General features: G+C 68.4%; 24 protein-coding genes and 1 tRNA gene. 13 read left to right on the plus strand and 12 right to left on the minus strand.

Going from position 1 to position 26544, the window contains the following annotated elements; genetic code table 11:
- Positions 1 to 76 precede the first annotated feature (76 nt).
- Positions 77 to 511: a carbon-nitrogen hydrolase family protein gene (locus ACXC9Q_RS30905; protein ID WP_457060155.1), complete on the plus strand. Its 435-nt coding sequence runs from the start codon at positions 77 to 79 to the stop codon at positions 509 to 511.
- On the opposite strand, the gene ACXC9Q_RS30910 is transcribed toward ACXC9Q_RS30905, so the two are convergent.
- From ACXC9Q_RS30910 to ACXC9Q_RS30925, 4 genes are all read right to left on the minus strand, one after another.
- The gene (locus tag ACXC9Q_RS30910; RefSeq protein ID WP_457060156.1) at positions 497 to 1246 is read right to left on the minus strand and encodes a hypothetical protein; all 750 of its coding nucleotides are present in this window, start codon (positions 1244 to 1246) and stop codon (positions 497 to 499) included. The two genes, ACXC9Q_RS30905 and ACXC9Q_RS30910, sit on opposite strands and share 15 nt — an antisense overlap.
- Positions 1239 to 3977 (minus strand): CHAT domain-containing protein, encoded by a 2739-nt coding sequence (locus tag ACXC9Q_RS30915; RefSeq protein ID WP_457060157.1) that lies wholly within the window; start codon positions 3975 to 3977, stop codon positions 1239 to 1241. The genes ACXC9Q_RS30910 and ACXC9Q_RS30915 overlap by 8 nt, the downstream gene beginning before the upstream one ends.
- A complete protein-coding gene (locus tag ACXC9Q_RS30920; RefSeq protein ID WP_457060158.1) occupies positions 3978 to 4817 on the minus strand; it encodes a hypothetical protein in 840 nt (279 codons plus the stop codon).
- 156 nt (positions 4818 to 4973) lie between these two features.
- Positions 4974 to 5060 (minus strand) — tRNA-Leu (locus ACXC9Q_RS30925).
- Positions 5061 to 5227: 167 nt separating this feature from the next.
- Between ACXC9Q_RS30925 and ACXC9Q_RS30930 the strand changes: the two genes are divergently transcribed.
- The 6 genes from ACXC9Q_RS30930 to pknB all read left to right on the plus strand — a co-directional run bounded on the left by ACXC9Q_RS30930 (position 5228) and on the right by pknB (position 12769).
- A complete protein-coding gene (locus ACXC9Q_RS30930; protein ID WP_457060159.1) occupies positions 5228 to 6058 on the plus strand; it encodes an FhaA domain-containing protein in 831 nt (276 codons plus the stop codon).
- A 10-nt stretch (positions 6059 to 6068) separates the two neighbouring features.
- The gene (locus tag ACXC9Q_RS30935) at positions 6069 to 6551 is read left to right on the plus strand and encodes an FHA domain-containing protein FhaB/FipA (RefSeq protein WP_328524923.1); all 483 of its coding nucleotides are present in this window, start codon (positions 6069 to 6071) and stop codon (positions 6549 to 6551) included.
- A 10-nt stretch (positions 6552 to 6561) separates the two neighbouring features.
- A complete protein-coding gene (locus ACXC9Q_RS30940) occupies positions 6562 to 7962 on the plus strand; it encodes a PP2C family protein-serine/threonine phosphatase (RefSeq protein ID WP_457060160.1) in 1401 nt (466 codons plus the stop codon).
- Positions 7959 to 9356: an FtsW/RodA/SpoVE family cell cycle protein gene (locus ACXC9Q_RS30945; protein ID WP_329483202.1), complete on the plus strand. Its 1398-nt coding sequence runs from the start codon at positions 7959 to 7961 to the stop codon at positions 9354 to 9356. Before ACXC9Q_RS30940 ends, ACXC9Q_RS30945 begins: the two co-directional genes overlap by 4 nt.
- Positions 9353 to 10807, plus strand: coding sequence for a peptidoglycan D,D-transpeptidase FtsI family protein (locus ACXC9Q_RS30950; RefSeq protein WP_457060161.1), 1455 nt, complete (start codon positions 9353 to 9355; stop codon positions 10805 to 10807). The genes ACXC9Q_RS30945 and ACXC9Q_RS30950 overlap by 4 nt, the downstream gene beginning before the upstream one ends.
- Before the next feature lie 114 nt (positions 10808 to 10921).
- On the plus strand, positions 10922 to 12769 hold the full coding sequence (gene pknB / locus ACXC9Q_RS30955) for a Stk1 family PASTA domain-containing Ser/Thr kinase (protein WP_457060162.1): 1848 nt from the start codon (positions 10922 to 10924) through the stop codon (positions 12767 to 12769).
- A gap of 59 nt (positions 12770 to 12828) precedes the next feature.
- Here the strand turns inward: pknB and ACXC9Q_RS30960 are convergent, their stop codons facing one another.
- Both ACXC9Q_RS30960 and ACXC9Q_RS30965 read right to left on the minus strand, forming a co-directional pair.
- Positions 12829 to 13446 (minus strand): aminodeoxychorismate/anthranilate synthase component II, encoded by a 618-nt coding sequence (locus ACXC9Q_RS30960; RefSeq protein WP_457060163.1) that lies wholly within the window; start codon positions 13444 to 13446, stop codon positions 12829 to 12831.
- Between the two features lie 30 nt (positions 13447 to 13476).
- Positions 13477 to 14247, minus strand: coding sequence for a DUF881 domain-containing protein (locus tag ACXC9Q_RS30965; RefSeq protein ID WP_328524917.1), 771 nt, complete (start codon positions 14245 to 14247; stop codon positions 13477 to 13479).
- A 99-nt stretch (positions 14248 to 14346) separates the two neighbouring features.
- Here ACXC9Q_RS30965 and ACXC9Q_RS30970 point away from each other — a divergent pair, with 99 nt between their 5' ends.
- From ACXC9Q_RS30970 to ACXC9Q_RS30990, 5 genes are all read left to right on the plus strand, one after another.
- Positions 14347 to 14607, plus strand: a complete 261-nt coding sequence (locus ACXC9Q_RS30970; protein WP_457060164.1) for a cell division protein CrgA — start codon at positions 14347 to 14349, stop codon at positions 14605 to 14607.
- 299 nt (positions 14608 to 14906) lie between these two features.
- The gene (locus ACXC9Q_RS30975) at positions 14907 to 15515 is read left to right on the plus strand and encodes a hypothetical protein (protein WP_457060165.1); all 609 of its coding nucleotides are present in this window, start codon (positions 14907 to 14909) and stop codon (positions 15513 to 15515) included.
- Positions 15516 to 15590: 75 nt separating this feature from the next.
- Entirely contained in the window at positions 15591 to 16115 is a 525-nt protein-coding gene (locus ACXC9Q_RS30980) for an EXLDI protein (protein ID WP_405070207.1), read from the plus strand.
- Positions 16116 to 16252: 137 nt separating this feature from the next.
- Positions 16253 to 17212: an ATP-binding cassette domain-containing protein gene (locus tag ACXC9Q_RS30985; RefSeq protein WP_457060166.1), complete on the plus strand. Its 960-nt coding sequence runs from the start codon at positions 16253 to 16255 to the stop codon at positions 17210 to 17212.
- A complete protein-coding gene (locus ACXC9Q_RS30990) occupies positions 17209 to 18000 on the plus strand; it encodes an ABC transporter permease (RefSeq protein WP_457060167.1) in 792 nt (263 codons plus the stop codon). The genes ACXC9Q_RS30985 and ACXC9Q_RS30990 overlap by 4 nt, the downstream gene beginning before the upstream one ends.
- Here the strand turns inward: ACXC9Q_RS30990 and ACXC9Q_RS30995 are convergent.
- The 3 genes from ACXC9Q_RS30995 to ACXC9Q_RS31005 form a co-directional block, all read right to left on the minus strand.
- Positions 17997 to 18677 carry a pyridoxamine 5'-phosphate oxidase family protein gene (locus tag ACXC9Q_RS30995; RefSeq protein WP_457060168.1) on the minus strand — a complete coding sequence of 227 codons (681 nt, stop codon included), beginning with the start codon at positions 18675 to 18677 and terminating at the stop codon, positions 17997 to 17999. The genes ACXC9Q_RS30990 and ACXC9Q_RS30995 overlap by 4 nt on opposite strands.
- Before the next feature lie 54 nt (positions 18678 to 18731).
- A complete protein-coding gene (locus ACXC9Q_RS31000) occupies positions 18732 to 19904 on the minus strand; it encodes an NAD(P)/FAD-dependent oxidoreductase (protein ID WP_457060169.1) in 1173 nt (390 codons plus the stop codon).
- Between the two features lie 93 nt (positions 19905 to 19997).
- Positions 19998 to 20882: a sigma-70 family RNA polymerase sigma factor gene (locus tag ACXC9Q_RS31005; protein WP_457060209.1), complete on the minus strand. Its 885-nt coding sequence runs from the start codon at positions 20880 to 20882 to the stop codon at positions 19998 to 20000.
- A 78-nt stretch (positions 20883 to 20960) separates the two neighbouring features.
- Here ACXC9Q_RS31005 and pdxR point away from each other — a divergent pair, with 78 nt between their 5' ends.
- Complete coding sequence (pdxR, locus tag ACXC9Q_RS31010; RefSeq protein WP_457060170.1) at positions 20961 to 22346, plus strand: MocR-like pyridoxine biosynthesis transcription factor PdxR; 1386 nt, start codon at positions 20961 to 20963, stop codon at positions 22344 to 22346.
- Positions 22347 to 22493: 147 nt separating this feature from the next.
- Here pdxR and ACXC9Q_RS31015 read toward each other — a convergent pair whose 3' ends face one another.
- The 3 genes from ACXC9Q_RS31015 to ACXC9Q_RS31025 form a co-directional block, all read right to left on the minus strand.
- A complete protein-coding gene (locus ACXC9Q_RS31015) occupies positions 22494 to 22898 on the minus strand; it encodes a helix-turn-helix domain-containing protein (RefSeq protein ID WP_457060171.1) in 405 nt (134 codons plus the stop codon).
- Entirely contained in the window at positions 22865 to 23269 is a 405-nt protein-coding gene (locus tag ACXC9Q_RS31020; RefSeq protein ID WP_457060172.1) for a hypothetical protein, read from the minus strand. Before ACXC9Q_RS31020 ends, ACXC9Q_RS31015 begins: the two co-directional genes overlap by 34 nt.
- Positions 23270 to 23400: 131 nt before the next feature.
- Positions 23401 to 26532: a family 43 glycosylhydrolase gene (locus tag ACXC9Q_RS31025; protein ID WP_457060173.1), complete on the minus strand. Its 3132-nt coding sequence runs from the start codon at positions 26530 to 26532 to the stop codon at positions 23401 to 23403.
- Between the last annotated feature and the right edge of the window lie 12 nt (positions 26533 to 26544).

Below are 26544 nucleotides of genomic sequence, written 5' to 3' on the forward strand. Positions count from 1 at the left end.
CATCCACCACCGACCCCAGGCGTCACTCTCCCGGCGGATCCGGCCGCTCACCTGCCGGTCGGACCCGCGGTCACCCGTGCGCCGGTCCACGGATCTGTCGGTTCCGGGTGGCACGGTAGGGCACCGGCCGCACAACGGCCTGTACGTGATCTCCGACGCCGGTGAACTCGTGGATCGGTACGGCAAGCGCTTCTGCTCGCACACCGAGATCAACCACTTCTATTCACCGGGCTCCGACCCGGTCGTGTTCGACGTCGACGGGTACCGCTTCGGCTGCATGATCTGTGTCGAGGTCAACTTCCCGCACCTGTTCAGCCAGTACGAGCGTCTCGGCGTCGAGTGCCTGCTGTTGTCGGCGTACCCGGTGGACTCGATCTTCGAGCTGAAGGCCCGCGCACGCCCGCCCGTGGCGCGCCACCGCCCTGAAAGGCGACATCTACCGCACCCGAGCCGTCAGCGACCCCCGCTCCACCAACCGGAGGTCGTTCTGACCCCGTCAGTCGCCGGCTGACTGGAAGGCCTGGATCTCGTCGAAGTACGCGGCGCGCAGCATCATCGACGCCTGCGGCTCGCCCGCGATGTCGGCGAGCTGCGACCCGAGCAGCGCGGTCATCCCGACCTTTCCCGCGTACACCTCGTCCTGCTGGCGCAGTTCGACGAACTTCTCCAGTGCACCGACCGCCAACCGGAACGCCGCGACCGGGTCAGCCGAATAACTCTGCTGGGCGATGACCGACATGAAGAACGCCTCCGCGGCCGGCGCTCCGAGCGCCTGGGACGTCGCCATGGCGTCGGCCAACTCGTCGAGGCCCACCGGTTCACCGCTGGCCAACCGGTCGCTGACCAGGTAGAGGTCGACGACAGCCGACTCCCGCTCGTGCCCGAGGAACGCCGCCCGCACTCTGTTGACCGTCGCCGCACCGACCGCGCCCGGACCGAAGTACTGCTCGACAAGTTCGTCGAGCGCCGCCTTCTGCGCCGTCGAGAGCCAGTGCGCGCGGGCCGCCTCCGCGATCGAGCCGAGCATGTCGGCGATCGCCTGCCGGTCTCCGGTCGCGATCATGCGCAGCATCCACGCGGTCCAGTGGCCGGTGGTGAGGGCTGCCGCCGACGCCTCCGAGGTGAGCAGGTTGCGGAGCATCAGCTTCTGCGCCTGGCGATCGCCGCTGTCGGCGGCCGCGTAGGTGTCGGCGTCGACCCCGGCCAGTTCGCCGACGTCGATGTAGATGGGCTCGTCGTCAGACATGTGTTTCCTCCCCAATCAGGGCGCGTCGCGCCCCATCGAGCGGCTCTTCGTCGGCGCTCAACCAGCGGAGCCGACCTCGAGCCGCATCCAGAACGGTCTTGTTGTCGCCGAACGGCAACAGGTGCTTGCGCAACTCCACCGCGGCGGCGATCAAGAGATACGAGTCGCCGAGGATGCGTTCGATGGTGCGCGACTGGGCGACGATCACCTCGGCCTTGTGCTCGCGATCCGTCGCGTCGGCGGTGGCGTGGCGCAACTCGCCGTACGAGCGCACCATCGCTGCGACGATCGCCGCCTGCGAGGTGGACGACAGTTGGTCGACGATCGCCTCGTCGCTTGCGGCGAAGTGGGCCGCATCGTGTTCGGCGAGCGCCCGGAGGTCGTCGTCGATCGCATGCGCGAGGTTGGCCGGCAGCCGCGCATCGTCCGCGAGTCGGTCGCGCGCGGCTCGCAGGTGTTCCTCGGTCCCGCTCGCGAGGTACCGCAACGCCCACTCCGACCACGTGCTCGGCTCGCTCAGGTGCGGACGACCGAGGCGCAGGTCGGCAGCGCCGTGCTGGACGAAGCATCCCCACGCGGCCGGGTGGTAGCCGTCATCGGCGAGGGTTTGGCGCGCCAGCAGCATCGCATCCGTCAGCAGGGCGTCCCTGGCGAAGTAGTACAGCAATGCGGTGAACTCGGCGGCGAGATGGTCCGGGACCATGTAGGCAGCCGCGATCGCGCCCGGTGCTCCCGTCCGGATCAGCGCCGTGACGAACCCGTGCTCCTGACCGGTCCGCAGCTGTCGACTGCGTCCGGCGAGGCAAGCGCTGAGCATGGTGAACGGTGCCGGCGCCGGTCCGATGGCCTCGAATCCACGCGCCGTGAGCCGCTTGCCAGGACCGAGCGGAAGCTCCTCGCCGATCCTGTCGGCGAGTCCGTGGCCGACGTAATGCAGCAGGTCGGCCCCGGCGCCGAGGTCGTGCAGGAGCGTCGCGGGTTCAGGCGCTCTGTGGACACTCGGTGTCATGCCCAGGTCGGTGGCAGCAGCTACGGCCATACTCGTCTCCGCGTCGGCGTGGACGAGCGCGTCCTCCGCCCGGACGACGATCGCCGTGCCGGTCGGCCGGGCGTTCACCAGGTTGCGAGACAGCGAGAGGTTCAGATCGCGGAGCGCCGGCGAGCGAACGATTCGCTGGCGAAGGCCGAGGTACGTCGTGCCGTCGTGGAGGATCTCGATCGGCAGTTCGCCGAGGTCCGTACTGCTGTCCATCACCACCGCGAGCACCCGGACGCCGTCGATGTGCGCGCGGAGCTCGGGATCGAGCGCCTGCCACATCGCCTGACAGGCCTGCACATGGCGGGGACTCGGCGGGCTCGAGGCAGGGATCGCCCGATTCGAGAGGCGGTCGGTCGCCAGCCGCTGCTCGTCGATGAGGTCGCCGACCACCGCCGCCGCGTCCCGATCGAGAAGCTGGACCGCCACGCTGCCGCCGGAGAGTGAAACCAGGAGAACGGCCTCCGGCACGGACTCGATGACGAGCACCCCGGTCGCGGTACTCGTCAACCGCTCGAGCAGCACAGTGATCTCGGAGTGGAACGCCGCGTCCGGCCGCCGGTCCATCGCCTGCAGGACGCTGCAGAACTTGCCTTCCTCCTCTTTCAGTGCGAACACGAGATGCAGGAAGCGGACAACGGCGCGCGCGTCGGTCGTGTCCAACCGCGCCGTCTCCAGCTTCAGCCAGAGCCGGTAGACGACGTCGAGGCCTTGCCGAACATCGAGATCCGATCCGCCGGCGGTCGACTCGGCCAGCACCTCCTCGTACCGGCAGGCGAGGTCGGCCAACTCCTCGATCAGGCCGCCTTCCCGCCCCAGCTGGTACTTCGTGAACGCGACGGCGTAGCGAGTTCGCAGCGCCGCCTCGACGCGTCCGCCCACACCGATCTCCGCTGCCGACGTGAACGCCTCCAGTGCATCCTCGAGTTGTCCCAGCTTGGCGTGCTGGTTGCCCGCGTTGAACGTCAGCTGGCCTCGCAGGTTGGAGATCTCGGCCTGGTCGGCGTACCCGTCGAGACGCTGCAAGCCGTCCTGCAACACAGCCAAGGCGCGGGCCGAGTCGTCGCACCGGTCGTAGACGTCCCCGAGCCTGAGCGCGAACCGAGCCCGGAGGAGGCCCTGCCCGGCCTTGGGCGTGAACCGCTCGATCCAGCCGAGGTAGTCGTTGGCGACCTCGTCGGCCAGGTCGACGCGATGCACATCGGCAAGGAGGCCGAGGACGAGGCCGGCGCTCCGCTGAAACTCGATCACGAGCTGGTCCTCGAGCCAGGCGGCAAAGACCTCGGCATCGCTGAGCTTCGGCGGTGGATCCGGCGAGGACAAGACAGCGAGCAGCGCACGCGCCGCGGGCAGGATGACGTCCGAGCTCGGTCCGTTCGCTAGTGCGAGCCATCGCTCCCAGGCGGCTCGCGCCGGGCCGATCGCTTCGCGAGGCTCGTCGAGTGCGACCCAGCACCTCGTCTCGCCGGCGAGCAGCTCGGCAGCGACAACCGGATCGGGCGTCGCACTGTCCAGCGCGCGAGCCTCCGCGAGCCATCGCAACGCCTGGCGCGGATTCCCCTGCCCCATCGCCCGCTCCGCTTCTGCCCAACGCCGGAACACCCGCTCGAGCAGCAGGCCGTCGTCATCGGGCGGTACGCCGCCGAGCCCCGGGCGCGTGCAGTACCGGTGCAGGAGCACCTCGAACGCAGCCATTTACGACCGCCCCCAGAACGGGAAGTCCTTTCGTCGGCCGATCAGTTCGTATCCCACGAAGTTCGCGCGCCCTGGAAACGTGTACGACGCCTCACACCGGCTGCGGACCTCGCGGTTCATCGCGACACCGGGGACCAGTCCGCCCAGCGACAGCCCCGGGATCTGAAGGGTGACCTCCAGCTCCGCTTCCCGGGTGAACTCGACGGTCACGCGCTCGGTCACACCCTTGTCGTCCGAGGTCAGATCCCACCCGATGCCCGCCGGATGCGCTCGGGGCGGTCGGCGAGCGGCGTCGGTGAAGCAGAGGGCGCAGGGCTGCAAGGGCTCGAGGTAGGAGTTGGTGACCGCCTCGACGTCCACCCGGAGGTCCTCGGGGGCATGGGTGCCGCGGCCGCGGAACGTCCGGAGCCGGACGTCGATCCACGCGCCGAGCGCGAAGCACTGGTCCCGCGTGCCGAGGTCGCGCTCGGCTCCGAAGGTGAACTTCCGCCCGGACCCACCACCCAGGCCCATCACCTTCAGCTGGACCGCTGCATGCTGCGTCCCGGCGACTTCGAGCTGGAGCTGGCCGGTTCCCCCTGGCGGGACGTGGAACGCCAGCCACTCGAGCTTGGTCGAGTGCGTGCCCAGATCGTCGACCAGCTGCACGCCGCGGAACTGTTCGAGCAGGTTGCGCAGGATCCCCCGGTCGCCGGCCTTCCCGACCTCCTGCTCGTCGAGATGCTGCTCGAGCGCGGTCGCGGCTGCTTCGTCGTCCTCGTCCGCCAGGCGTTCGACGGCCGCGGCCATTCCCTCCAGCGGCGCGTCGTCCAGGATGACGAATCCACCCTCGCGGTCCATCGCCCCTCCCACCACGCGGACGGACCATTCTCATAGATCAACGCACGGATCGATCAGCGAGACAAGGCGCCGGACCCGGTCCGGTCATCGGACTCACCGTGTGAGTGAACGCACCCCCCGGGAATGCAAAAAGTCCCGGTCATCGACCGGGACTTTTGGTGCGCGAGGGGGGAGTTGAACCCCCACGCCCTTTCGGGCACACGGACCTGAACCGTGCGCGTCTGCCTATTCCGCCACCCGCGCGCTGATCGCTTCGAGAACTCTCAGCGACCGGAAGGAACAGTAGCACGGGTTGTGCCGGAGCTTCACATTGCGGGTTAGGTCGAACCTCCCGATACGATCGATCGTCGTACCCGGTGTGTCCGCCTCGACCGGTGGACTTTTGGTGTACCGACCATGGAGGAGGAGGCGTGCGACCGCTGCAGCGCTTCGAGCGACGCCTGGAGGGCATTGTGAGCGGTGTCTTCGCGCGTGCGTTCAAGGGCGACGTCGAGCCGATCGAGCTGGCGGCGGCGCTCAAGCGTGAGATCGACAACACCGCGCGGATCCTGTCCCGGGACCGGCGGCTGGTGCCGAATCACTTCACCATCGAGCTCGGCCCGGGCGACTTCGAACGCCTGAACGCCTACGGCCGGACCCTGAACACGGAGCTTGCGAACGAGCTGCGCGACCACGCCGACATCCAGCGGTACACGTTCTCCGGGCCGATCGAGATCGAGCTGACCCAGCAGGACGAGCTGCCGACCGGTAAGTTCCGGGTGGTCAGTGCCACGGTCGGGACACCGCAACGGCGGCAACCCCCGGCCTACGAGCAGCAGCCCTACCAGCAGGAGCCCTACGTGCCGCCGAGCGACGGCCAGACGGTCATGCACAGCACCCCGCCCCCGCAGCAGGAGCCCCAGCGCCGCGGGCACCCGCAGGTGATGCTCGAGGTGAACGGCCGGCGGCGTCCGGTCAACCCGCCCGGTGTCGTGCTCGGCCGCGGCACCGACGCGGACATCCAGATCAACGACCCCGGTGTGTCCCGGCGGCACGCGGAGATCCGGCTGATGCCGGAGGGCCCGGGCGGGATCCGGGTGGTCCTGGTCGACCTGGGCTCCACCAACGGGACCCTGGTGAACGGCCGGCGTAGTACCGAGGCCGAGCTGGTCGACGGCTCGACCGTGCGGATCGGCAACACGACGATGACGCTGCGTCTGGCGGACGAGCCGATCGCCCAGCCGCCGAGCAGCGGGTGGTGATTGAAGCTCCATGTCGGAACTGACCCTGACCCTGATCAAACTGGGGTTCCTGGCCCTGTTGTGGATGTTCGTCCTCGCGGTGCTGTCCGTGATCAGGTCCGACCTGTTCGGTGCGAAGGTGGACAGCCGGGCCGCGGCCGCCGTCGTACCGCAGAACACCCGGACGCCGAAGACCACCAAGCCGGTGAAGAAACGGAAGGGCCTGCCCGGCTCGGTGACGATCGCGGACGGCCCCCAGGCCGGTGTCGGAGCGACCCTGGTCGACGAGCCGGTGATCATCGGTCGCGGCTCGGACTGTCAGATCCGGCTGGATGACGACTACTCTTCCACCCGGCACGCGCGGCTGTTCCAGTCCGAGGGGCAGTGGTGGGTCGAGGACCTCGGCTCCACCAACGGCACGTACCTGGACGGCCAGCGGGTGACCCGCCCGGTGCCGGCCGAGATCGGCGGCTCGATCCGGATCGGCCGGACGACGCTGAACATCGCGAAGTAGGCCTGCCTCGATGACCCTGTCGCTCGACTACGCCGCACTGTCCGATGTCGGACGAGTGCGGCGCAACAACGAGGATTCGGCGTACGCCGGTCCGCACCTGCTGCTGCTCGCTGACGGGATGGGCGGTGCGGCAGCCGGTGAGGTGGCCAGCTCGGCGGCCGTCCAGGTGATCCGGCGGCTGGACACGACCGAGATCAGCGGCGACGACATGATCGAGGCGCTGGCCGGCGCGGTGCACCGGGCGAACGAGCGGCTGTCCGAGCTGGTCGAGGAGGACCCCGAACGCGAGGGGATGGGTTCGACCGTCACCGCGCTGATGTTCGACGGGCATCGACTCGGCCTGGCGCATCTCGGCGACTCCCGCGCGTACCGGATGCGGGACGGGGTGCTCTCTCAGCTGAGCCACGACCACACCTTCGTGCAGTCGCTGGTCGACGAGGGCCGGATCTCCCAGGAGGAGGCCTTCACCCACCCGCACCGCAACCTGATCCTGCGGGTGCTGGACGGCCGGCCGGACTCCGATCCGGACCTGGAGATCGTCGACGTCCGGGCCGGCGACCGGCTGCTGTTGTGCAGCGACGGCCTGCCCGACTACGTGAGCGACGAGATGATCGCGGCCTCGATGGCCGACGGTACGCCGGACTCCGTCGTGGTGGAGCTGATCACCCATGCCCTCGAGGCCGGGTCCAACGACAACGTCACGTGTGTCGTGGCGGACGTGGTCGAGACGGAGCCGTCGAGCGGCATCACACCACAGCTCGTCGGCGCCGCCGCGGAGGTGGCGCAAGGCGGGACCGGCCGCCCCGAGCCGACGATCGGCGTACGCGTCGGAGACGGCTCGGGCGACGGCGGTCACACCGCCGGGCTCGACCCGGAAGAGCTGCGGTACGCGCCGCGGCCCCCGAAGCGCTTCCCGTGGTTGCGGCGGATCGCCGTACTCGTCATCGTCCTCGGCCTGATCGGTGGCGGTGCCTGGTTCGCCTACAGCTGGACGCAGAAGCAGTACTACGTCGGCACCGACGGCGACTACGTGGCGATCTTCAAGGGTGTGGAAGCCGACATCCCGGGACTGACGCTGTCGAACGTGTACGAGCGGCAGACCCTGCAGGTGGACAAGCTGCCGACGTACAGCCGGGAGCAGGTGGAGGGCAACATCCAGGCCGACAACCTGGCCGGCGCGCGGACGATCGTCAGCGAGCTGCAGCGGACCGCCGACGAGTGCGCCAAGCCGAAGCCGACCCCGACGCCCAAGCCGAGCACGCCGCCCGTGTCGAAACCACCCGTGTCGAAACCGCCGGTGTCCACGCCGCCCAAACCGCCGGCGACGATTCCTGCGACGCATCCGTCCACCACGCCGTCCACGACACCGAGTGCGCCGGTCGACCCGGACGACTGTGACGGGGTTCGATGAGCATCGCCTCGACCTCGGTCATCCAGATCATCCCGCGCACCCGCCGTGGGGTGGAGTTGGTTCTGCTCATCATCGCGATCGGTGTCTCCGTCGCCGCGTACGTGAACATCGGCATCACCGTGCAGGACAAGGTGCCGGCCAGCACTGGGTACTACGCGGCCGGGATCAGCCTGCTCGCCGTGATCGCCCACCTCGCGCTGCGCTATCGAGCGCCGTACGCCGATCCCGTCCTGCTGCCGTGTGCCGTGCTGCTGAACGGTCTCGGTGTCGCGATGATCCACCGCATCGACCTCGGTCTGGCCGCGGTCGCCGAGGCGAATGGCCGGACCCCGAAGCCGGCCGCCGCGCCGCAGCAGATCACCTGGACCGCGGTCGGCGTCGTGCTGTTCCTCGTGGTGATCCTCGTGATCAGAGATCACCGCCGCCTGCAGGCCTTCACCTACACCGCCGGACTGGCCGGTCTGGTGCTGCTCGTACTGCCGCTGATCCCGGGTCTCGGCGTCAACCTGAACGGCGCCCGGATCTGGATCCGGCTGGCCGGCATGTCGTTCCAGCCCGGTGAGTTCGCGAAGATCTGCCTGGTCGTGTTCTTCGCCGGCTATCTGGTGGTCAAACGCGACGTACTCACTCTGGCCGGGCACCGGTTCCTCGGGCTCGACCTGCCCCGGGCGCGTGACCTCGGGCCGATCCTGATCGCCTGGTTCGTCAGCTTGGGCGTCCTGGTGTTCGAGAGTGACCTCGGATCATCCCTGCTGTTCTTCGGCCTGTTCCTGCTCCTGCTGTACGTGGCGACCGAGCGGGCCGGCTGGCTGATCATCGGTGGCCTGCTGTTCATCGGCGGTGCGTACTTCGCCTACGTGGCCTTCGGCCACGTGCACAAGCGGATCACCGACTGGCTGGACCCGTTCTCGATCGACGGCGGTCAGGTGGCCAACGGACTGATGGGTCAGGCCTGGGGCGGCATCCTTGGCCGCGGACTCGGCCAGGGCCGGCCGGAGATCACCCTGTACGCGAACAGCGACATGATCATCTCCTCGTTCGCCGAGGAGCTGGGCCTGACCGGGCTGATCGCGATCATCCTGATCTACACGCTGATCGTCGAGCGCGGCCTGCGGACCGCGCTCGGCTGCCGGGACGTCTTCGGCAAGCTGCTGGCGACCGGTCTGGCGATGTCGTTCGCGCTGCAGGTGTTCGTGATCGTCGGCGGTGTCACCGGGCTGATCCCGCTGACCGGTCTGGCCACGCCGTTCATGGCCCTGGGCGGTACGTCGCTGGTCGCGAACTGGGCGATCATCGCACTGCTGCTGCGGATCAGCGACCAGGCCCGGCGGCCGCAGACCCCGGCCGCTTTCGTGTCCGACGAAACGATCGCCATGGTGGTGCAGAAGCAGTGAACTCAGCGATCCGACGACTGGCCGTGGCGGCGATCATCCTGATGCTCGCGCTGATGGCGAACTCGACGTACCTGCAGGCCTTCCGGTCCAACGAGCTGAACGGCCGCAACGACAACCGCCGGGTGCGCGACTCGCAGTTCTCGGTCAACCGGGGCCCGATCCTGATCGGGAGTACGCCGATCGCCCAGAGCAAACCGACGAACGACCGGTTCAAGTACCAGCGCGTCTACCCGGCCGGGCCGACCTACGCTCCGGCGACCGGGTTCTACTCATACCTGTACGGCCGCAGCGGGATCGAACTGACCAGGAACTCCGAGCTGAACGGCTCCGATCCGTCGATGGCGTTCCGCCGAATCATCGACGTGATCAGCAACCGGCCACAGCAGGGCGGCAGTGTCACGCTGACCCTGAACGCGGCGGCCCAGCAGGCCGCCTACGACGGCCTGGCCGGGAAGACCGGCGCGGTGGTGGCGCTGGAGCCGAAGACCGGCCGCGTGCTCGCGATGGCGACCAGGCCGTCGTACGACCCGAATGTGCTGGCCTCGCACGATCTGAACAAGGTCGGCGCCGCCTGGAAGAAGCTGAACGCCGACAAGGACAAGCCACTGTCCAACCGGGCGGTCCAGGAGCTCTACCCGCCTGGCTCGACGTTCAAGCTGGTCACCGCCGCCGCGGCGCTCTCGAGCGGCAAGTACACGCCGGAGACCAAAGTGAACTCGCCGGCCGAGCTGCCACTGCCGCAGACCACTGTTCCGCTGGTCAACGAGGACCTGAAGAACTGCGGCGGGAGCAACAACGCGACCCTGACGATCGCGCTGCGGTACTCCTGCAACACCGCCTTCGGCAGCGTCGGCCTGGCCCTCGGCCCGGACGCGCTCCGCGAGCAGGCGGCCAAGTTCGGCTTCGGCGACCGTCCGCTGGACGAGGTGCCCGGTGTGGCCAGCAGCCAGTTCCCGGGCGACCCGAACCAGCCGCAGACCGCGCAGTCCGCGATCGGCCAGTTCGACGTCCTGGCCACTCCGCTGCAGATGGCGATGGTCTCGGCGGGGATCGCCAACAAAGGCGAGGTGATGAAGCCATATCTGGTCCAGAGCGTGAAGACCGCGGACCTGAAGACGGTGTCGGAGACCAAGCCGGAGTCACTGCACCAGGCGATCAGTCCGGACGTTGCGGCCCAGTTGACCACGATGATGGTCGACGTGGTGAACAACGGCACCGGCAAGCCGGGCCGGATCGACGGGGTCCAGGTGGCCGGTAAGACCGGTACGGCGCAGACGTCGAAGGAGCGCCCGCCGTTCGCCTGGTTCACCGCGTTCGCGCCGGCCAACGATCCGAAGGTCGCGGTGGCAGTGCTGATCGAGGACGCGAACATCCCCCGCAACGACATCGCCGGTGGCACCTTGGCGGCACCGATCGCCAAGAAGGTGATGGAGGCGGTGCTGGGGCAATGAGCACGATACGGAATGATGCCGTCACAGCGCGTCTTTCCAACGGGGTTCCACGTGTGGCGGCCGCTACCGTGGGCAAATTGAGGATGTTTCCGGACAGGTTGGAAGGCTGAGGTCATGACATCGCAGGCACGTCTCGTCGGCGGCCGATATGAAGAAGGCGAACCGCTCGGCCGCGGCGGCATGGCCGAGGTCCGCAGGGGTGTGGACAACCGGCTCGGCCGGTCGGTCGCGATCAAACGACTCCGGGTCGATCTTGCCAGCGACGCCACCTTTCAGGCCAGGTTCCGCCGGGAGGCCCAGTCGGCCGCCTCGCTGAACCACCCGACCATCGTGTCGGTGTACGACACCGGCGAGGAGCCGGACCCGAACGGATCCGGCGTCACCATCCCGTACATCGTGATGGAACTGGTGACCGGCAAGACACTGCGGGACTTGATCCGCGAAGGCCGCAAGATCATGCCGGAGCGCGCCCTGGAGATCACCTCCGGTGTGCTCGAGGCGCTCGACTACAGCCACCGGGCCGGCATCGTGCACCGCGACATCAAGCCCGGGAACGTGATGCTGACCCCGCAGGGTCAGGTCAAGGTGATGGACTTCGGCATCGCCCGCGCGGTCGCCGACACCTCGTCCACGATGACCCAGACCGCGGCCGTCATCGGCACGGCGCAGTACCTGTCGCCCGAGCAGGCCCGCGGCGAGACCGTGGACGCCCGCTCCGACCTGTACTCGACCGGCTGCCTGTTGTACGAACTGCTCACCGGCCGGCCGCCGTTCGTCGGTGAGTCGCCGGTCTCGGTGGCCTACCAGCACGTCCGGGAGCAGCCGCTGCCGCCGTCGTCGTTCGACCCGGACATCCCGCCGGAGGTCGACGCCGTCGTCCTGAAGGCGCTGGCGAAGAGCCGCGAGGAGCGCTACCAGAGCGCGTCGGAGATGCGCCAGGACATCCATCGGGTGCTGTCCGGCCAGCAGGTGACCGCGCCGATGGCGCCCGTGGCCGCGATGTCGGAGACCCGGGCGATGGCCCCGACCGCCGTCGCGTCGGCCGCCGCGACCCAGGCGTACCGGCAGTCCGGGGACGACGACCTGCTGCCCCCGGGCGGCGACGACCTCGACGATCAGGACTCTCGGTCCCGGCGCAACCGCGGCCTCGCCTACTTCCTGCTCGGCCTGGCCATCGTGGCCATCGCGGTGGGCGGCTACGCCCTGTTCACCAGCCTCAGCAACGACAACAACGGTGGCGGCACGGCGACCAACACGCCGCCGGCGAAGGTCGCCGTACCGGACGTGAGTGGCAAGTCGGTGGCTGACGCGACGACGTTGCTCACCGACAAGGGCCTGAAGCTCGCAGTGGGACCGGCGGAGACCAGCGACACGGTCGGCCGCGGCTCCGCGATCCGGCAGACCCCGGAAGCGGGGACCGAGGCCGACCAGGGTTCTACGGTCACCGTGGTGTTCTCGTCCGGTCGGAGTGCGTTCCCGGTGCCGGATGTGATCGGCAAGTCGGAGAACGCGGCCCGCAAGGCGCTGGAGGGCACGGCCGGGAACTTCAAGGTCAAGGACGCGACGGTCAAGCAGGACAGTGCGGAGAAGGAGGGGACCGTGCTCGGGGTCAGCCCTGACCCGAACGGACAGTACCCGTCGGGCCAGGAGTTCACGCTGACCGTGTCCAGCGGCAAGGAGCAGGTGGAGGTCCCCAACGTCGTCACCCAGGTGCAGGACGACGCGGCCGCCACCCTGAAGCAACTCGGCTTCCGGGTCGGCTACACGTCCGGCGTCGACCCGAACGCTCCCGATCAGACGGTGCTCCAGCAGAGCGTGAAGGGCGGCACCAAGGCGCCGAAGGGCAGCTTGATCACGCTGACGATCAACAACCTGCCGCAGAACTCGCCGCCGCCGAGCCAGCCGACCGACACTCCGTCGAGCACGCCCACGGACACGCCACGGATCACCATCGGCGGCTGATCGCCCTACGCACGACAGAGCCCCCCGCAGATCGCATCGCGGGGGGCTCTTAGTTGCGGTCAGCTGACGATCGGGGCCAGACCGGCAGAGCGGGCGACCGCGTCGGGGTCGCCGCAGATGGCCAGCCAGTTGGCCAGCATCCGGTGGCCGCCCTCGGTCAGCACCGACTCGGGGTGGAACTGCACGCCCTCGACCGGGCGATCGCGATGCCGGGCCGCCATGATCACGCCGGCCTCGGTCCGGGCGGTCACCTGCAACTCGTCGGGCACGGTGTCCTGCGCGATCGCGAGCGAGTGGTACCGGGTCGCGGTGAACGGCGACGGGAGTCCGGCGAGCACACCGGCGCCCTCGTGGAACACCTGGCTGGTCTTCCCGTGCAGCAACTCGTCCGCGCGCCCGACGACACCGCCGTACGCGACGCCGATCGCCTGCAGGCCGAGGCAGACGCCGAAGATCGGGACCTCGCCGCCCTTCTCCTTCACGATGTCCACGCACGCGCCGGCCTCTTCCGGCGTACCCGGGCCGGGGGACAACAGGACGCCGTCGTACTCGGAGATCTGGTCAGGGGTGACCTCGTCGTTGCGCAACACGGTGGTGTCGGCCTGCAACTGCTGCAGGTACTGAACTAGGTTGTAGACGAAGGAGTCGTAGTTGTCGACGACAAGGATCCGCAGCATGCGGACCATTGTGACAGCTAGGTCGTGGCCTCAACGACCGGTCGTCGTGGGGCTGGCCGAGGGAGTGTGCTCGAAGCCGGGGACGGTCGCGCTCTGCAGGTCCAGCGTGCCTTCGTACGCCGGCATCTGGATCGAGGACTCGTTCTTCACCTCATACCCGAGCTGGAACTTCACCACATAGTCCTGCAGGTTCTCGATGTACTGCGAATCGTCCAGCGCCTGCTGCAGCTTCCGCCGGTCGCCGATCGCGGTGATCTTGTACGGCGGCAGGTACGGGACACCGTGCAGGACGACGGAGTTGCCGACGCACTTGATCCCGGTGGTGGAGATGACCCGCTGGTTCTGGATCGACATGGCCTCGGCGCCGCCGGCCCAGAGTGCGTTCACCACGGCCTGGATGTCCTGCTGGTGGATGACCAGCCAGTTCTCGTCCACATCGGGGTTCTCCTTCACCACCTCGGGCGGTGCGTCCTGGAGAGTGACGGTGAGTCCGGGCCCGGTGACCGGCCTGGTCCCCACCTGCTCGGACAGATCGTCGAGCTGCTTGGCCAGCTTCGGGTCGATCGATCCCTGCTGCGCCTGCAGGGTCTCGATGTCGTGGGTCAGCGCCGCGTGCTGGCGGACGAGGGTCGCGCTGCGCCGGCTCTGTTCCTCCACGAGCCCGGCGAGCGTAGTGTTGCGACTGGGCCGCAGGTCGGTGCCCCGGGCGTTGGTGGCGCTGGTCGCGAACAGCAGACCGGCGCACAGCAACGCCAGCGGCGCCCCCACCCGCCACAGCGAAATACGCCTCAACCTACGCACCCGTGATCTCCGTGTTCCTCTCTGCACTACGCTAACCCGGGACCGGACCCGCACAGGTCCTCAGCGGTCAGCTTATGCGTCCTTACAAGGAGTTCAGCCGTGCCCGAGTCGAGCAGTCGCAACAAGAAGAAGACCGAGAAGGTCAAGGCGGAGAAAACGCCGAGGAAGCCACGCACCACCAGTCGCCGCTGGGTGGCGCCGCTGATGCTGACGTGCTGGCTGCTCGGTTTGGTCTGGCTGGTCGTCTTCTACATCGCCGGCGACAAGATCCCGATGATGGACAAGCTGGGCAACTTGAACCTCGTCGTCGGCATGGGTCTGATCGCCGTCGGCTTCGTCGTCTCGACCCAGTGGGTCTGATCCCGGCGCGCGGGTCCGCGGCTGAGAATCACAGCGGTGGAGTTATCCACACCCGTATCCCCAGCTGTGCACACCATTTTCGCGAAGTTATCCCCAACTGATCCCCGAGTTCTCCACCGAATCTGCCGAAGACTCGCCCAAATCTGTGGATAACTAGGGTTTGAGCCGGTCAGTTTCCACACATTCCCGGCGCGGGCCACCAGCCGGCGATCAGGGCAGCGGGCGTCGACGAGGTGCGGCCGCAGGCGTAGGTTCGAAGTGACCGCAGCGACCTGGGGGACACAGGGGAGGGTCGCACTATGTTCGTTCAGGTCATTCAAGGACAGGTCACGGACGCCGAGCAGGCGCACGCCGCGTTCGATCGGTGGATGGAAGAACTCGCACCCGAGGCGACCGGCTGGCTGGGGACCACCGCCGGCGTCACCGAGGACGGGCGGCTGATCGCGCTGGCGCGGTTCGATTCCGCCGACGCGGCGCGGCTGAATAGCGAGTCGGCGGCCCAGGACAAGTGGTGGCACGAGTTCTCGTCAGTGCTCAGCGGCGAAGCCACCTTCCACGACACCGACGACGTGGAACTCGACCTGCACGGCGAGCCGGACTCGGCGGGTTTCGTCCAGGTGATGCAGGGCCGGGTGACGAACCCCGAGCGAGCCCGGGCGTTGATGGCCCAGAACCCGGACGAGTGGGCTGCGTTCCGGCCCGACTCCGTCGGCAGCATGTCCGCGATGTACGACGACGGCGGCTTCACGACGGCGATGTACTTCACCTCCGAGGCGGATGCCCGGGAAGGTGAGCGGAAGGAGCTTCCGGAGAAGCTGAAGCCGATGATGGACGAGCTGAACTCGCTCGACGCCGAGCCGACGACGTTCTTCGACCTGAAGCAGCCCTGGTTCTACTCGCCGAGCTGATCCACCTCTACGTAGAGATATATGTAGACATCTGCGTAGCCTTCTGCGTATAGTTCTACGTAGGAGGAGTCAAGGATGCCCAACAAGACGATCTACGTGTCGGACGACGACCTGCCGCTGTACAAGCGGGCGCAGGAGCTGGCCGGGAACCTGTCCTCGGCGATCTCGATCGCGCTGCGCAAGTACGTCGAGCTGGAGGAAGGGCGGCTCGAGGGGTACGACGAGATCACCGTGCGGGTGGGTCGGGGCGCCGGCCGCAAGCAACGGTTCTCCGGCGTACTGCTCGCCGAGGGCGGCCGGGCCAGCAAGTCGGGTTACGAGGCCTTCAAGGTCTACCGGAGCCGGACCGGCAAGTTCGTGCTGCACGCGGACCGCCGCAACCAGTACATCGTCGGCGCCGACGACGAGCGGTACCTGTCCGGATGGCGCTCCTGGGTCGGCAACTGGAGCAGTGACCAGTCCTGGAGCATGGCCCAGGGCGAGGCGACGCTGGACGTCGTCGACACCATCGAGGAACTGCGCGAGCTGGTCCCCGAGGACCTCTACGAACTGGTCGAGGAAGCCGCCGGCCAACCCGCGGTGGAGGACCTCGACATCTAGTCCCCCCAACTGAACCCACCTGATCCGGGGCCTGTCCGGCCGGCCGGCTGGATCAGTGCGCCCTGAACCTCCTCCCGAAGACCCTTCAGCCACCTGGGTCAGGTTCACCCTGCCCGAAAACATCCGAGGAAGAAATCATGTCAGCAGCGATCGACGTCCGTGGACTGCGCAAGTCGTACGGCGAGAAACTCGTGCTCGACGGCATCGGCCTGAACGTTGCCGAAGGCACCATCTTTTCCCTGCTCGGCCCGAACGGCGCCGGCAAGACCACCGCGGTGCAGATCCTGTCCACCCTGATCACCGCCGACGCCGGCGAGATCCGGGTGGCCGGCCACGATCTGCACGCCGAACCCGAAGCGGTCCGCGCCGCGATCGGCGTCACCGGCCAGTTCTCCGCCGTCGACGGTCTGCTCACCGGCCGGGAGAACCTGATCATGATGGCCGACCTGTACCACCTCGGCCGCCGCGAGGCCCGCCGCCGGGCTGACGAACTGCTGGAGCGATTCGACCTGGTCGAGGCCGGCCCGAAGACGGCGATGACGTACTCCGGCGGTATGAAGCGGCGGCTCGACCTGGCGATGACGCTGGTCGGCGACCCGCGGATCATCTTCCTGGACGAGCCGACCACCGGCCTCGACCCGCGCAGCCGGCACAGCATGTGGCAGCTGATCCGGGAACTGGTCGCCGGCGGCGTCACGGTCTTCCTGACTACGCAGATCCTGGAGGAAGCCGATCAGCTCGCCGATCGGATCGCCGTACTGGACCATGGCCGATTGGTTGCCCAGGGCACCCCGGAGCAGCTGAAGCGGCTCGTGCCCGGTGGGCACATCCGGTTGCGGTTCACGTCTCCGGAGGCTTTCACGCTGGCTGGTCAGGTCCTGCCCACCGCGGTGCCGAACCACGAGTCCCTGGTCCTGCAGGTGCCGAACGACGGCAGCGTGCACGCGCTGCGCGCCCTGCTGGCCCGGATGGACGACGCCTCCCTCGAGGTGGACGAGCTCACTGTCCACACCCCCGACCTGGACGACGTGTTCTTCGCCGTGACCGGTCAACCCACCGCTCACGAGAACATCGACGAGAAAGTGACGAGCAAATGAGCACCGCGTCCTACCAGTTGGCAGACACCGCCACGATGCTGCGCCGCAACCTGCGGCACGCCCAGCGCTACCCCGGCCTGTCCCTCGGCGCCCTCGGGATGCCGGTCATCATGTTGCTGCTGTTCGGCCTCGTCTTCGGCGACACCTTCTCGGCCGGTCTCGGCGGGGCGAGTGGCTTCGACTACATCGACTTCCTCACCCCGGGCATCCTGTTGATGTCCATCGCGTCCGGGACCATGTCGCCCGCGGTCGGCGCTGCGATGGACGTGACCGAGGGCATCGTCGCGAGGTTCCGGACGATGGCGATCTTCCGGCCCGCCGTGCTGGCCGGGCACGTGCTGGGCAACGTGATCGTGACGACCGTCAGCCTGGCCCTGGTGGTCGGCTTCGCCGTCCTGATCGGGTTCCGGCCGAACGCGTCGGTCACCGACTGGCTGCTGGCGACCGGACTTCTGGTGGCGCTGACCTTCGCTCTCACCTGGTTCGCGATCGCGCTGGGCCTGAAGAGCAAGACCGCGGAGGGGGCGAGCAACATCGTCCTGCCGATCAGCTTGCTGCTGCCGTTCCTGAGCAACACCTTCATCCCGCTGGAGTCGATGCCGAGCGGCATCCGCTGGTTCGCGGAGTACCAGCCGTTCACCCCGATCATCGACACCTTGCGGCACCTGTTGCTCGGGGCCCCGGTCGAGAACGGCACCGGCTGGCTCGCTCTCGCCTGGTGCGTCGCGATCGCCCTGGTCGGCTACTTCTGGGCCCAGAAGAGCTACAACAAGGGGACGGTCGCTTAAGACGGTGCGCCGAGCAGGTTCGCGCGGGTGCGGATGTGTGCGGGCACCAGCAGGTCGCAGTCGGGGTTGTTCTCCGGTACGCCGGCCACGACGTGGAGCGGGATCACGCCTGTCCAGTAGGGCAGGTCGAGGTCCTGCTCCTCGTCGTTCGCCGGTCCGGAGCGGGTCTTCACCGAGGCCTCGGTCAGCGACAGGGCGAGGACTGAGGTCTTCGCCAGTTCCTTGCGGTTCGGCGGGCGGGTGGCGGAGGACCGGCCGGGCACAAGGTGGTCGACGATCCGGTTGAGGCCGTGCAGTTTCTCGTCGGGGTCGGTGATCAGGCGCGGTACGCCGAAGACGACCGCCGAGCGGTAGTTCACCGAGTGGTGGAACGCCGACCGGGCCAGCACCAAACCGTCAGCGTGCGTGACGGTCACGCAGACGGTCTGCTCCGGCGCCGCGACCACACTGCGCGCCGCGACCGAGCCGTGCAGGTACAGCGTCCCGTCGGGTCCACACTCGAGATCCACGCCGTACGCCGGTGGCAGCACCAACGGATCGCCGTCGACCACGACACCCAGGTGACAGAACATGCCGTCGAGCAGAACGTCGTACAGGACCTGGCGATCGGTCGCGGCGCGTTCCTTCGAGCGGCGCAAGGAAGTCCGGGCGGTCGGCTGGAGCGGCGTTGTGGTCATGCAACCAGACTCACGCCGCGAGTGGCATGGTGGCACGGTCCATTCCGGCTCGAATCAGGTAGTCCATTCGTGCACACCGACGGCGACGTGGCGGCGGCGGGTCGGCATCCCGAGCATCGGGTTGGCGACATGCCAGGCGGCGCCTTTGCAGATCAACTCCTTGTAGACAGCGGCGAACCGTCCGGTCAGCGCTGCGTTGACGGCGCGGTCGTCGGTGGTGACGTACTGGATCAGGCCTTCCGTGCGGCCCAGCGAGATGCACTGGTTGAAGTAGAAGAGCGGCGCGTGCGGAAGCTTCCCGCCGGTCAGCCGCGCCGCGATGGAGTCGGCGGCCTGCCACGCCATCGGCTGGCCCGAGGCGCACGACATCCGCAGCGGCTTGTTCTTCGCGCCCATCGCGAAGGCCGCGTCGCCGATGGCGTACACGTCGGGGTGCGAGACCGAGCGCATCGTCTCGTCGACCACGATCCGGCCGGTGTCGGTGACCTCGAGGGCGGTCGCGGCCACGATCGGGTGGACTGCGAAGCCGGCGGTCCACAGGGTGACCGCGGCCGGGATCGTCGTACCGTCGGCGGTAGTGACGCGGTCGGACTCGACGCCGGTAACGGCCGCGCGCTCGTGCACGGTGATGCCGAGCTTGCCGACGACCTTCCGCAGGTGCCGGCGGCCCTTGGGCGAGAGCCAATCGCCAAGGCCGCCACGGACGGCGAGGGCGATGTCGAGGTCCGGGCGGGCGTCGGCGATCTCGGTCGCGGCTTCCAGCCCGGTGAGCCCACCGCCGACGACGGTCACGGTCTGCCCGGCGTCCAGCTGGGTCAGGCGCTCACGCAGGCGAAGCGCGCCGGGGCGGCTGGCGAGTTCGTACGCGTGCTCTGCGGTGCCGGGGACGCCTTGGGCGTTCCAGGCGCTGCCGAGTGCGTAGACGAGGGTGTCGTACCCAAGCTCCTCGGCGCCCCCGTCGACGGTGACGGTCTTGCGATCCACGTCGACCCCGGTGACCGTCGCGAGCTTCAGTACGACGCCGGTGCCCGCGAACATCTCACTGAGCGGCCGGGGCTTGAGGTCCTGGCCCGTGGCCAACTGGTGCATGCGGACCCGCTCCACGAAATCGGGTTCGGCGTTGACGAGGGTGATGGCGACCTCGTCGCGGTGCAGCCGCTTGGCGAGCCGCCCGGCGGCGATCGCTCCGGAGTAGCCGGCTCCGAGGACGATGATGCGGTGCTGCATATCCGTACTCCTGTCTGCTGCGGGTTCGCCCCTTGAACCGGGCAACCCGCCGTTTCCTGACAGGAACGCTCTGTGAAGCACCTCACAGCGTGGTCAGAAGGCCTCGAACAACGGCTCCCCGTGGTCGACCGCCGCGAACCGCTCGGTCGCGCGGGCCAGCTTGTCCGGGTTGGCCTGGCTGAGGAACGCGGCGATGCCGTTGGCGGTGACCGCCAGACACATCACGCCGACGACCTCGCCGTTCACGACCACCACGACCGCGGGGTCGCCGTTGGCGGTCCAGGCGTAGACCTCCGGCGTACCGCCGAGCCAGACGCGCTTGGCCTCGGCGGGCTTGAACACGCCGCGCAGGAAGCGCGCGACCGCGAGCGCGCCCTCGGTCGCCTTCGCACGAGCCGGAACCTTCCCGCCGCCGTCGCCGATCGAGATCGCGTCTGCGGTGAGCAACCGCGTGAGCGGCTCGGTCCGGCCGCTCGTGGCGGCCGCGAGGAACTCCTCGACGATCCGCCGGGCGGCGGTCGCATCGACCTCGGTGCGGGCCTTGCCATCCGCGATGTGCTGCTTGGCCCGGTGATAGGTCTGCTGGCTGGCGGCCTCGGTGACGTCGAGGATCTCGGCGATCTCCCGGTGCGGGTACTCGAAGGCCTCGCGCAGGACGTAGACGGCCCGCTCGTTCGGGGACAGGCGCTCCATCAGCGTGAGTACGGCGTACGAGATCGACTCGCGCTGCTCGGCGGTGTCGGCCGGGCCGAGCATCGGATCGCCCGCGAGCAACGGCTCGGGAAGCCACTGACCCACGTAGGTCTCGCGCCGCGCCCGGGCCGAGGCGAGCTGGTTGAGGCACAGGTTGGTGAGCACCTTGGTCAGCCAGGCCTCGGGGACCTCGATGCGGTCGAGGTCGGCGGCCTGCCAGCGCAGGAACGCCTCCTGGACGGCGTCCTCGGCCTCGCCGGCCGAGCCGAGGAGGCGATACGCGATGGCCTAGAGACGATGCCGAGACGCCTCGAACCGGTCGATGTCCGCCGCGGTCAGGGCCATGCTGGGATCCTAGCTTTCGTGGAAAGCTCGCTGCCGCTGACGATCGATCGCGCCGCCGGTCTGCCGCTGCACCTGCAGCTGGCCGAGCAGTTCCGGGCCGCGGTCCTGGACGGCCGGCTCCAGGCCGGTCACCGGCTCCCGTCCACCCGCGACCTCGCCAGGGACCTGTCCGTATCCCGGTCCGTGACGCAGGCGGCGTACGACCAACTCCATGCCGAAGGCTGGATCGAGGGCCGCACCGGCGCCGGCACCTTCGTGACGGACGTCGTACCGCTGCAGCCCGCCGTACGCCGGCGAGCGGCACACCGGCCGGATCCCGGCACCAAGCTCCTCACCCTGCGACCGGGCATCCCCTACATCGCCCCGACGCCCGATCCAGGATGGCGCCGCGCGTGGCGGGAGGTGTCGACACAGTCGCCGCCGCCCGGGTACGACGATGCCGCTGGCCTCCCGGCGCTCCGCGCTGCGTTGGCCGATCACGTCGGCCGGGTCCGCGGGATCGCGTGCGGGCCGGAGAACGTCCTCGTCACCAACGGCACCATGCACGGCCTCCGGCTGCTCCTCACCGTCACCCTCCGACCAGGCGATCGGATCGCGATCGAGGACCCCGGTTACCTGAACGCGGTCGTCGCCGCCCGCGACCACCACCTCGAGATCGTCGACGTCCCAGTGGATGAGGACGGGCTGCAGGTGTCCGCGCTGACCGACGTACCCGCCGTCTATGTCACGCCGTCGCACCAGTACCCGCTCGGCGGCCGGCTACCCGTTGCCCGACGCAACGAACTGATCCGGTGGGCACGCCGGACCGGGGCGACGCTGATCGAGGACGACTACGACAGCGAGTTCCGGTACGACGTCGCGCCGCTGCCCGCACTCGCGCAACTGGACCTGGATCGCGTCATTCACCTAGGCACCCTGTCGAAAACCCTCAGCCCGGCGCTCCGCCTCGGCTGGCTGGTCGCGTCCGAACACACCGTCGACCGCCTGGCCACCTTCCGCGCCGAGTCCGGCGACTGGCCCGGCTGGCCCATGCAGGCCGCCCTCCTGGCCATGCTCCGCGACGGCTATCTGGACCAGGCCGTCCGCCGCGGCCGCCGCCTCTACGCCGAACGCCGCACCCACACCTGCGCCGTCCTCTCCCCGTACGGCCAAATCATCGGCCAGGACGCCGGCCTCCACATCACCCTCCTGCTACCCGACACCACCGACGACTCGCAACTCGCCGCCGCGGCCCGGCAGGCCGGAGTGGTCGTGGCCCCATTGTCCGAATACCGCCGTACGACGCCTGGCCCACCCGGCCTGGTCATCGGCTACGCAACGCCATCCACCCCCGACTTACACGATGCCCTAACCACCCTGACCCAGGTCCTGGATCACTTCACCGGCCACCGAAGCCCGGGCTGATCTGGCTGGAAGCCGCCGGCACTCGAGCTCCACAGCGCGGCCGATCCCTCCACGGCCGCCCCGCCACCCGAGCAGCCAACGCAACCGCGCCCGCTCGCCAGTCATCACACCTACCTAGATGCGAGACCAGCTGAAAAGGTTGCGCCCCTACGCCGAGCGCGACTCGCGGAACTGGTCGAGATCCAGCTCGACCTCCATGCCGTTGAGCACCGCAACAATGCGAGGATGCTCTGCACCGGTCGCGTGCAGGTAGTCCGCCAAGGTGGACAGGAGCATGTCGCTCCGCCGCTCGAGCCGGGAAACAACCGCCTGCCCGACACCGAGCTTCTCAGCGACCTCGACCTGAGTCAGATCACTGGCTCGACGGATCATGGCAAGGTTTTCGGCATAGACCCGATCCATCTCCCGCGCCTCGACCTCGACCTCGGCAACACCGCCCGCAATCTCCGGCCGAGCCAGCAACTTGTCGAGCCGCTCATTGCCACGAACGAACGTCCTCCGACCTGACTTGCGACTGGTCATGACCGTCCTCTCATCGCTTCTCGTTTCCATTGGTCGATGAGACCGTCAGCACGACCGCCGACGGAGTTGTAGAACGCATCGCCGATGCGCGCCTTGTCGCCTGCGAACAGCGCGACGACCACGGTGTCGGAGTCCGGTGGAAACCAGCAGATGAGCCGCACAGCAACGCCGGCCCGGTAAGGATGCGAGACCCGCCAGAGGGCGTACCGCTTCGATTGCCGTATCCATCGCAGCGTCGCCGTCTCCGTGTCACGGGTGGGTGGTTCCTTGAGTTCCTGGAGATGCTTGAGCGCTGCGGTGACCAGGATGAGGACCTGCTTCGCGTGCGCCTCTCCCTTCTCAACCCGAGCCTCGAGGTCATCGAGCCAGACATCGAAGTCAGCCGGCCAGTCAATCTGCACAGGCCAGACTATGACATCCACGTCATATGACTCTCAAATCATATCGGATGCCGTCGGCGCAGGCCATTACTTTGCTGGAACCGTTACCTTCTTCGGCCAGACCGGGTTTGGGTAGCCGGTCGCGGGGTTGTTTACGGGTGGGTTGGGTTGTTGTGGAGGGGTAGTTGTACGGCGGGGGTGTCGGCGGTCCAGGTGAGTTCGGAGAGCCACATGGTGCGGCCGGTGGGGTCGGTGCCGGGGGTGGATGGGTTCCAGGCGTGGTAGACGAACCAGTCGCGGTCGGCGACGTGGAGGACCATGTTGTGGCCGGGGCCGGCGGCGTCGGGGGAGGTGCGCAGGATGGGGTCGCCGGACTTGGTGCAGGGGCCGGTGGGAGTGGTGCAGACCGCGTGGCCTACGGCGTACTCCGCTGTGTCGAAGGCGTTGGCGGAGTAGAAGAGGTGGAACTTGCCGTTGCGTTCGACCATGTAGGGCGCCTCGACCAGATTGCCTTCCCAGGGGAGGGTTTGCTTGATCAGGCGGTGGGTGGAGCCGACGAGGGTCAGCCCGTCGGCGGAGAGTTCGGAGGCGTAGATCCAGGTATCGACGCCGATCGCGTTGCCGTCGTTCTTCCAGTACAGCCAGCGTTTCCCGGTCGAGTCCTGGAACGGCGACCCGTCGATCGAGCCACCCTCGTCCACCCGGTTGATCAGGGGCGAAGGAGATTTGTCGACATATGGACCTTCGGGTCTCGACGCCACCGCGACCCCGATCGCCTGCCGGCCGGAGGCGGTGTCGGCGGACGTGTAGTACATGACGTACCGGTCCGCGGCGTGGACTGCGACCTCGGGCGCCCACACCCGGCCCGGCGCGGTCCACGGCGCGAGCACGGGAAGCGCGTCGCCGACGGGCTCCCACGAGACCAGGTCCGGCGACGTCAGCGTCTGCACGTTGCCGAGCGGCCCGTTGGTCGCGAACGCGTAGTACACGTTGTCTACGGCAACAACCTGCGGGTCCGCGAAGTTATTGCCGTACACCGGATTCGTGAAACCCATCTCACTTGCTCTCGTAGAAGCGCAGGTAGTCGAAGGTGGCGACGGATGGTGGGTTCGCGCCGGTGAATTCACCGTGAGCGTACAAGCCGATCCTCGCCTGAGCGGGCAACACCCACGACGCGCCCCACGTCCAGTTCTTCCCGTCCACACCGAAGTCCCCGCGCGGTACACATGCTCACCCGCGGCGTTCTTGTGGTACGCGAGCCGCATCCACAGCGTCGGCGCCGACCGTCCGATCGCGGCCGCACCATACGACGTCGCACCGTCCGACGGTCGCGCCACCAACTCGCGCCCGTACTCGGTCTGCCGGGTCTTCCAGATCGACACGTTGCCGAGTCGCGCGAAGTCGCTGTCGTTCAGATACGCGACCATCCCGGCCTGCTGATAGTTGCGGACATCATCGACACCGGTGTCGAGGTGCAGCTTGGTCTCCGCGATCCAACTGTCGCCGGCAGGCGTCGTGTGGAACAGCAGCCCGGCGTTGTTCGCGGCACCTACCAGGTCCGCGTTCTCCAACGGCCACGACAACTTGCCGTCAGCAACCACTGCGGCGGAATCCTGGCGCACCCACGACCAGTCCGCGCCCAGTCCACCATCGAACTCGTCCCCAGCCAGCAGTTTCCCGGTCCGCGGTACGTCGGCCATCCGCAGTACCGGGGGCGCCACCGGACGGACGGTCAGGTTGTCCACCTCCGCCGACCCCACCCACCGCACCGGCGCGGACCCGAGCTTCAGACCGGGTACGGCGAGCTGCGCCTCGGCGTACACATCACCCAGACCGGCGTCGTTCAACCGCGCACTCACGGTCGAGCCGGAGACCTGGACACTCAGCTTGTTCCACTGCGTCCGATCGAAGTCGGCGGGCAGCGGCGCCGATGCGGTACGGCGACCAGCCGCGATGCTGACCTTGTCAGTAGAGATCGTGACGACCGCGGCATCTCCAAGCACCGTGGTGAACGAAGAGCCGAGACGAACATCGGCGTCGACACGCACCGATCCACCAGGAGCGGGCTTGCGGGTCTGCGCCGCACCCGAGATCGCAGCGGTTGCGCCACCAAGTGCATCACCAGGCTTCCGCTGAGCGCCGAGCAGGCCGCCGACCGGATCGGTGGAGTCGATCCCCAGCCCGGATCCCGTCGTCGGCGCGGGCACCGGGCCTTCGGACGGGCCGAGCCCGGCCCGTGTCCGCGGCCAGCCGTCGATCCAGTCGATCCGATCGATCAGCATCGGCCGCCGGTTGATCCCGAACGGGTCGGTCAGCCACGGCGTACCGCGATCAATCGCGTGGTAGACGATGTGGTCCTGTCCCGCCGCGTCGGTGATGAACGCGTGGTGGCCCGGGCCGATCCACTTGTTGCCGTTCTGCGTGATGACCGTCGTGCCGCCCACGCGCGAGTCGGTGAGAGCGGCACCGTCCGCGTCGACGAACGGTCCGCGGGGAGACCGCGATCGCCCCGCGAAGACGGAGTACCCGGTGGTCGGGCCGGCGCAGCAGTTCATCGACGAGCCCATCAGGTAGTACCAGCCGTCGCGGTAGACGACGTACGAACCCTCATACCTGTCGCCGATCGTCACCTGAGTCGGCGAGCCGACCGCATGCATACCGTCGGGCGAGAGTTCGGTGACGGAGATCCCGCCGTAGAAACCGCCGTAGTACAGGTACCGCTTGCCGTCAGCTGCGGTGAGCAGGGCCGGGTCGATGGTGCCGAAGTAGCCACCGGCGCCGTCCGGCCGCGGTGCGACGACCGGGCCGTCGCTCGCGGTCCACGGCCCCGCCGGCGTCGGGGCGGTCGCGACACCGATCGCCGGGTCACCGCCTGGGTTGGCCGCCGTGTCGGTGACGGTGAAGTACATGACGTATCGGCCGCCGAAGTACCGGATGTCCGGCGCCCAGAAGAAGGACCCGGGCGCGGCCCAGGCGGGCTTGGTCTGGTCGGTGAAGACGGTGCCGAGGTACTCCCACGAGCTGAAGTCCTTGGTCCGGGCCATGTGCATCAGCCCGAACGGGCCGTTGGCAACCAACGGGTCCGAGGTGGCGTACGCGTACCAGTAGCCGTCCCGGCCCTGGATGATCGACGGGTCGGCGAACGTGTCGGCGAAGGACGACGAGACGGCGTTCGTCGTCGTCACCATCGGTGCGGCTGTGGCGGCCGAGGTACCGGCGGCTACCGCGGCCACAGCCAGCGCTGCGGCCAGGAGTTTCTTGACTGCGTTGAACTCTTTGGGCACGGGCGGGTCCCT

The sequence above is a fragment of the Kribbella sp. CWNU-51 genome (assembly GCF_054073265.1).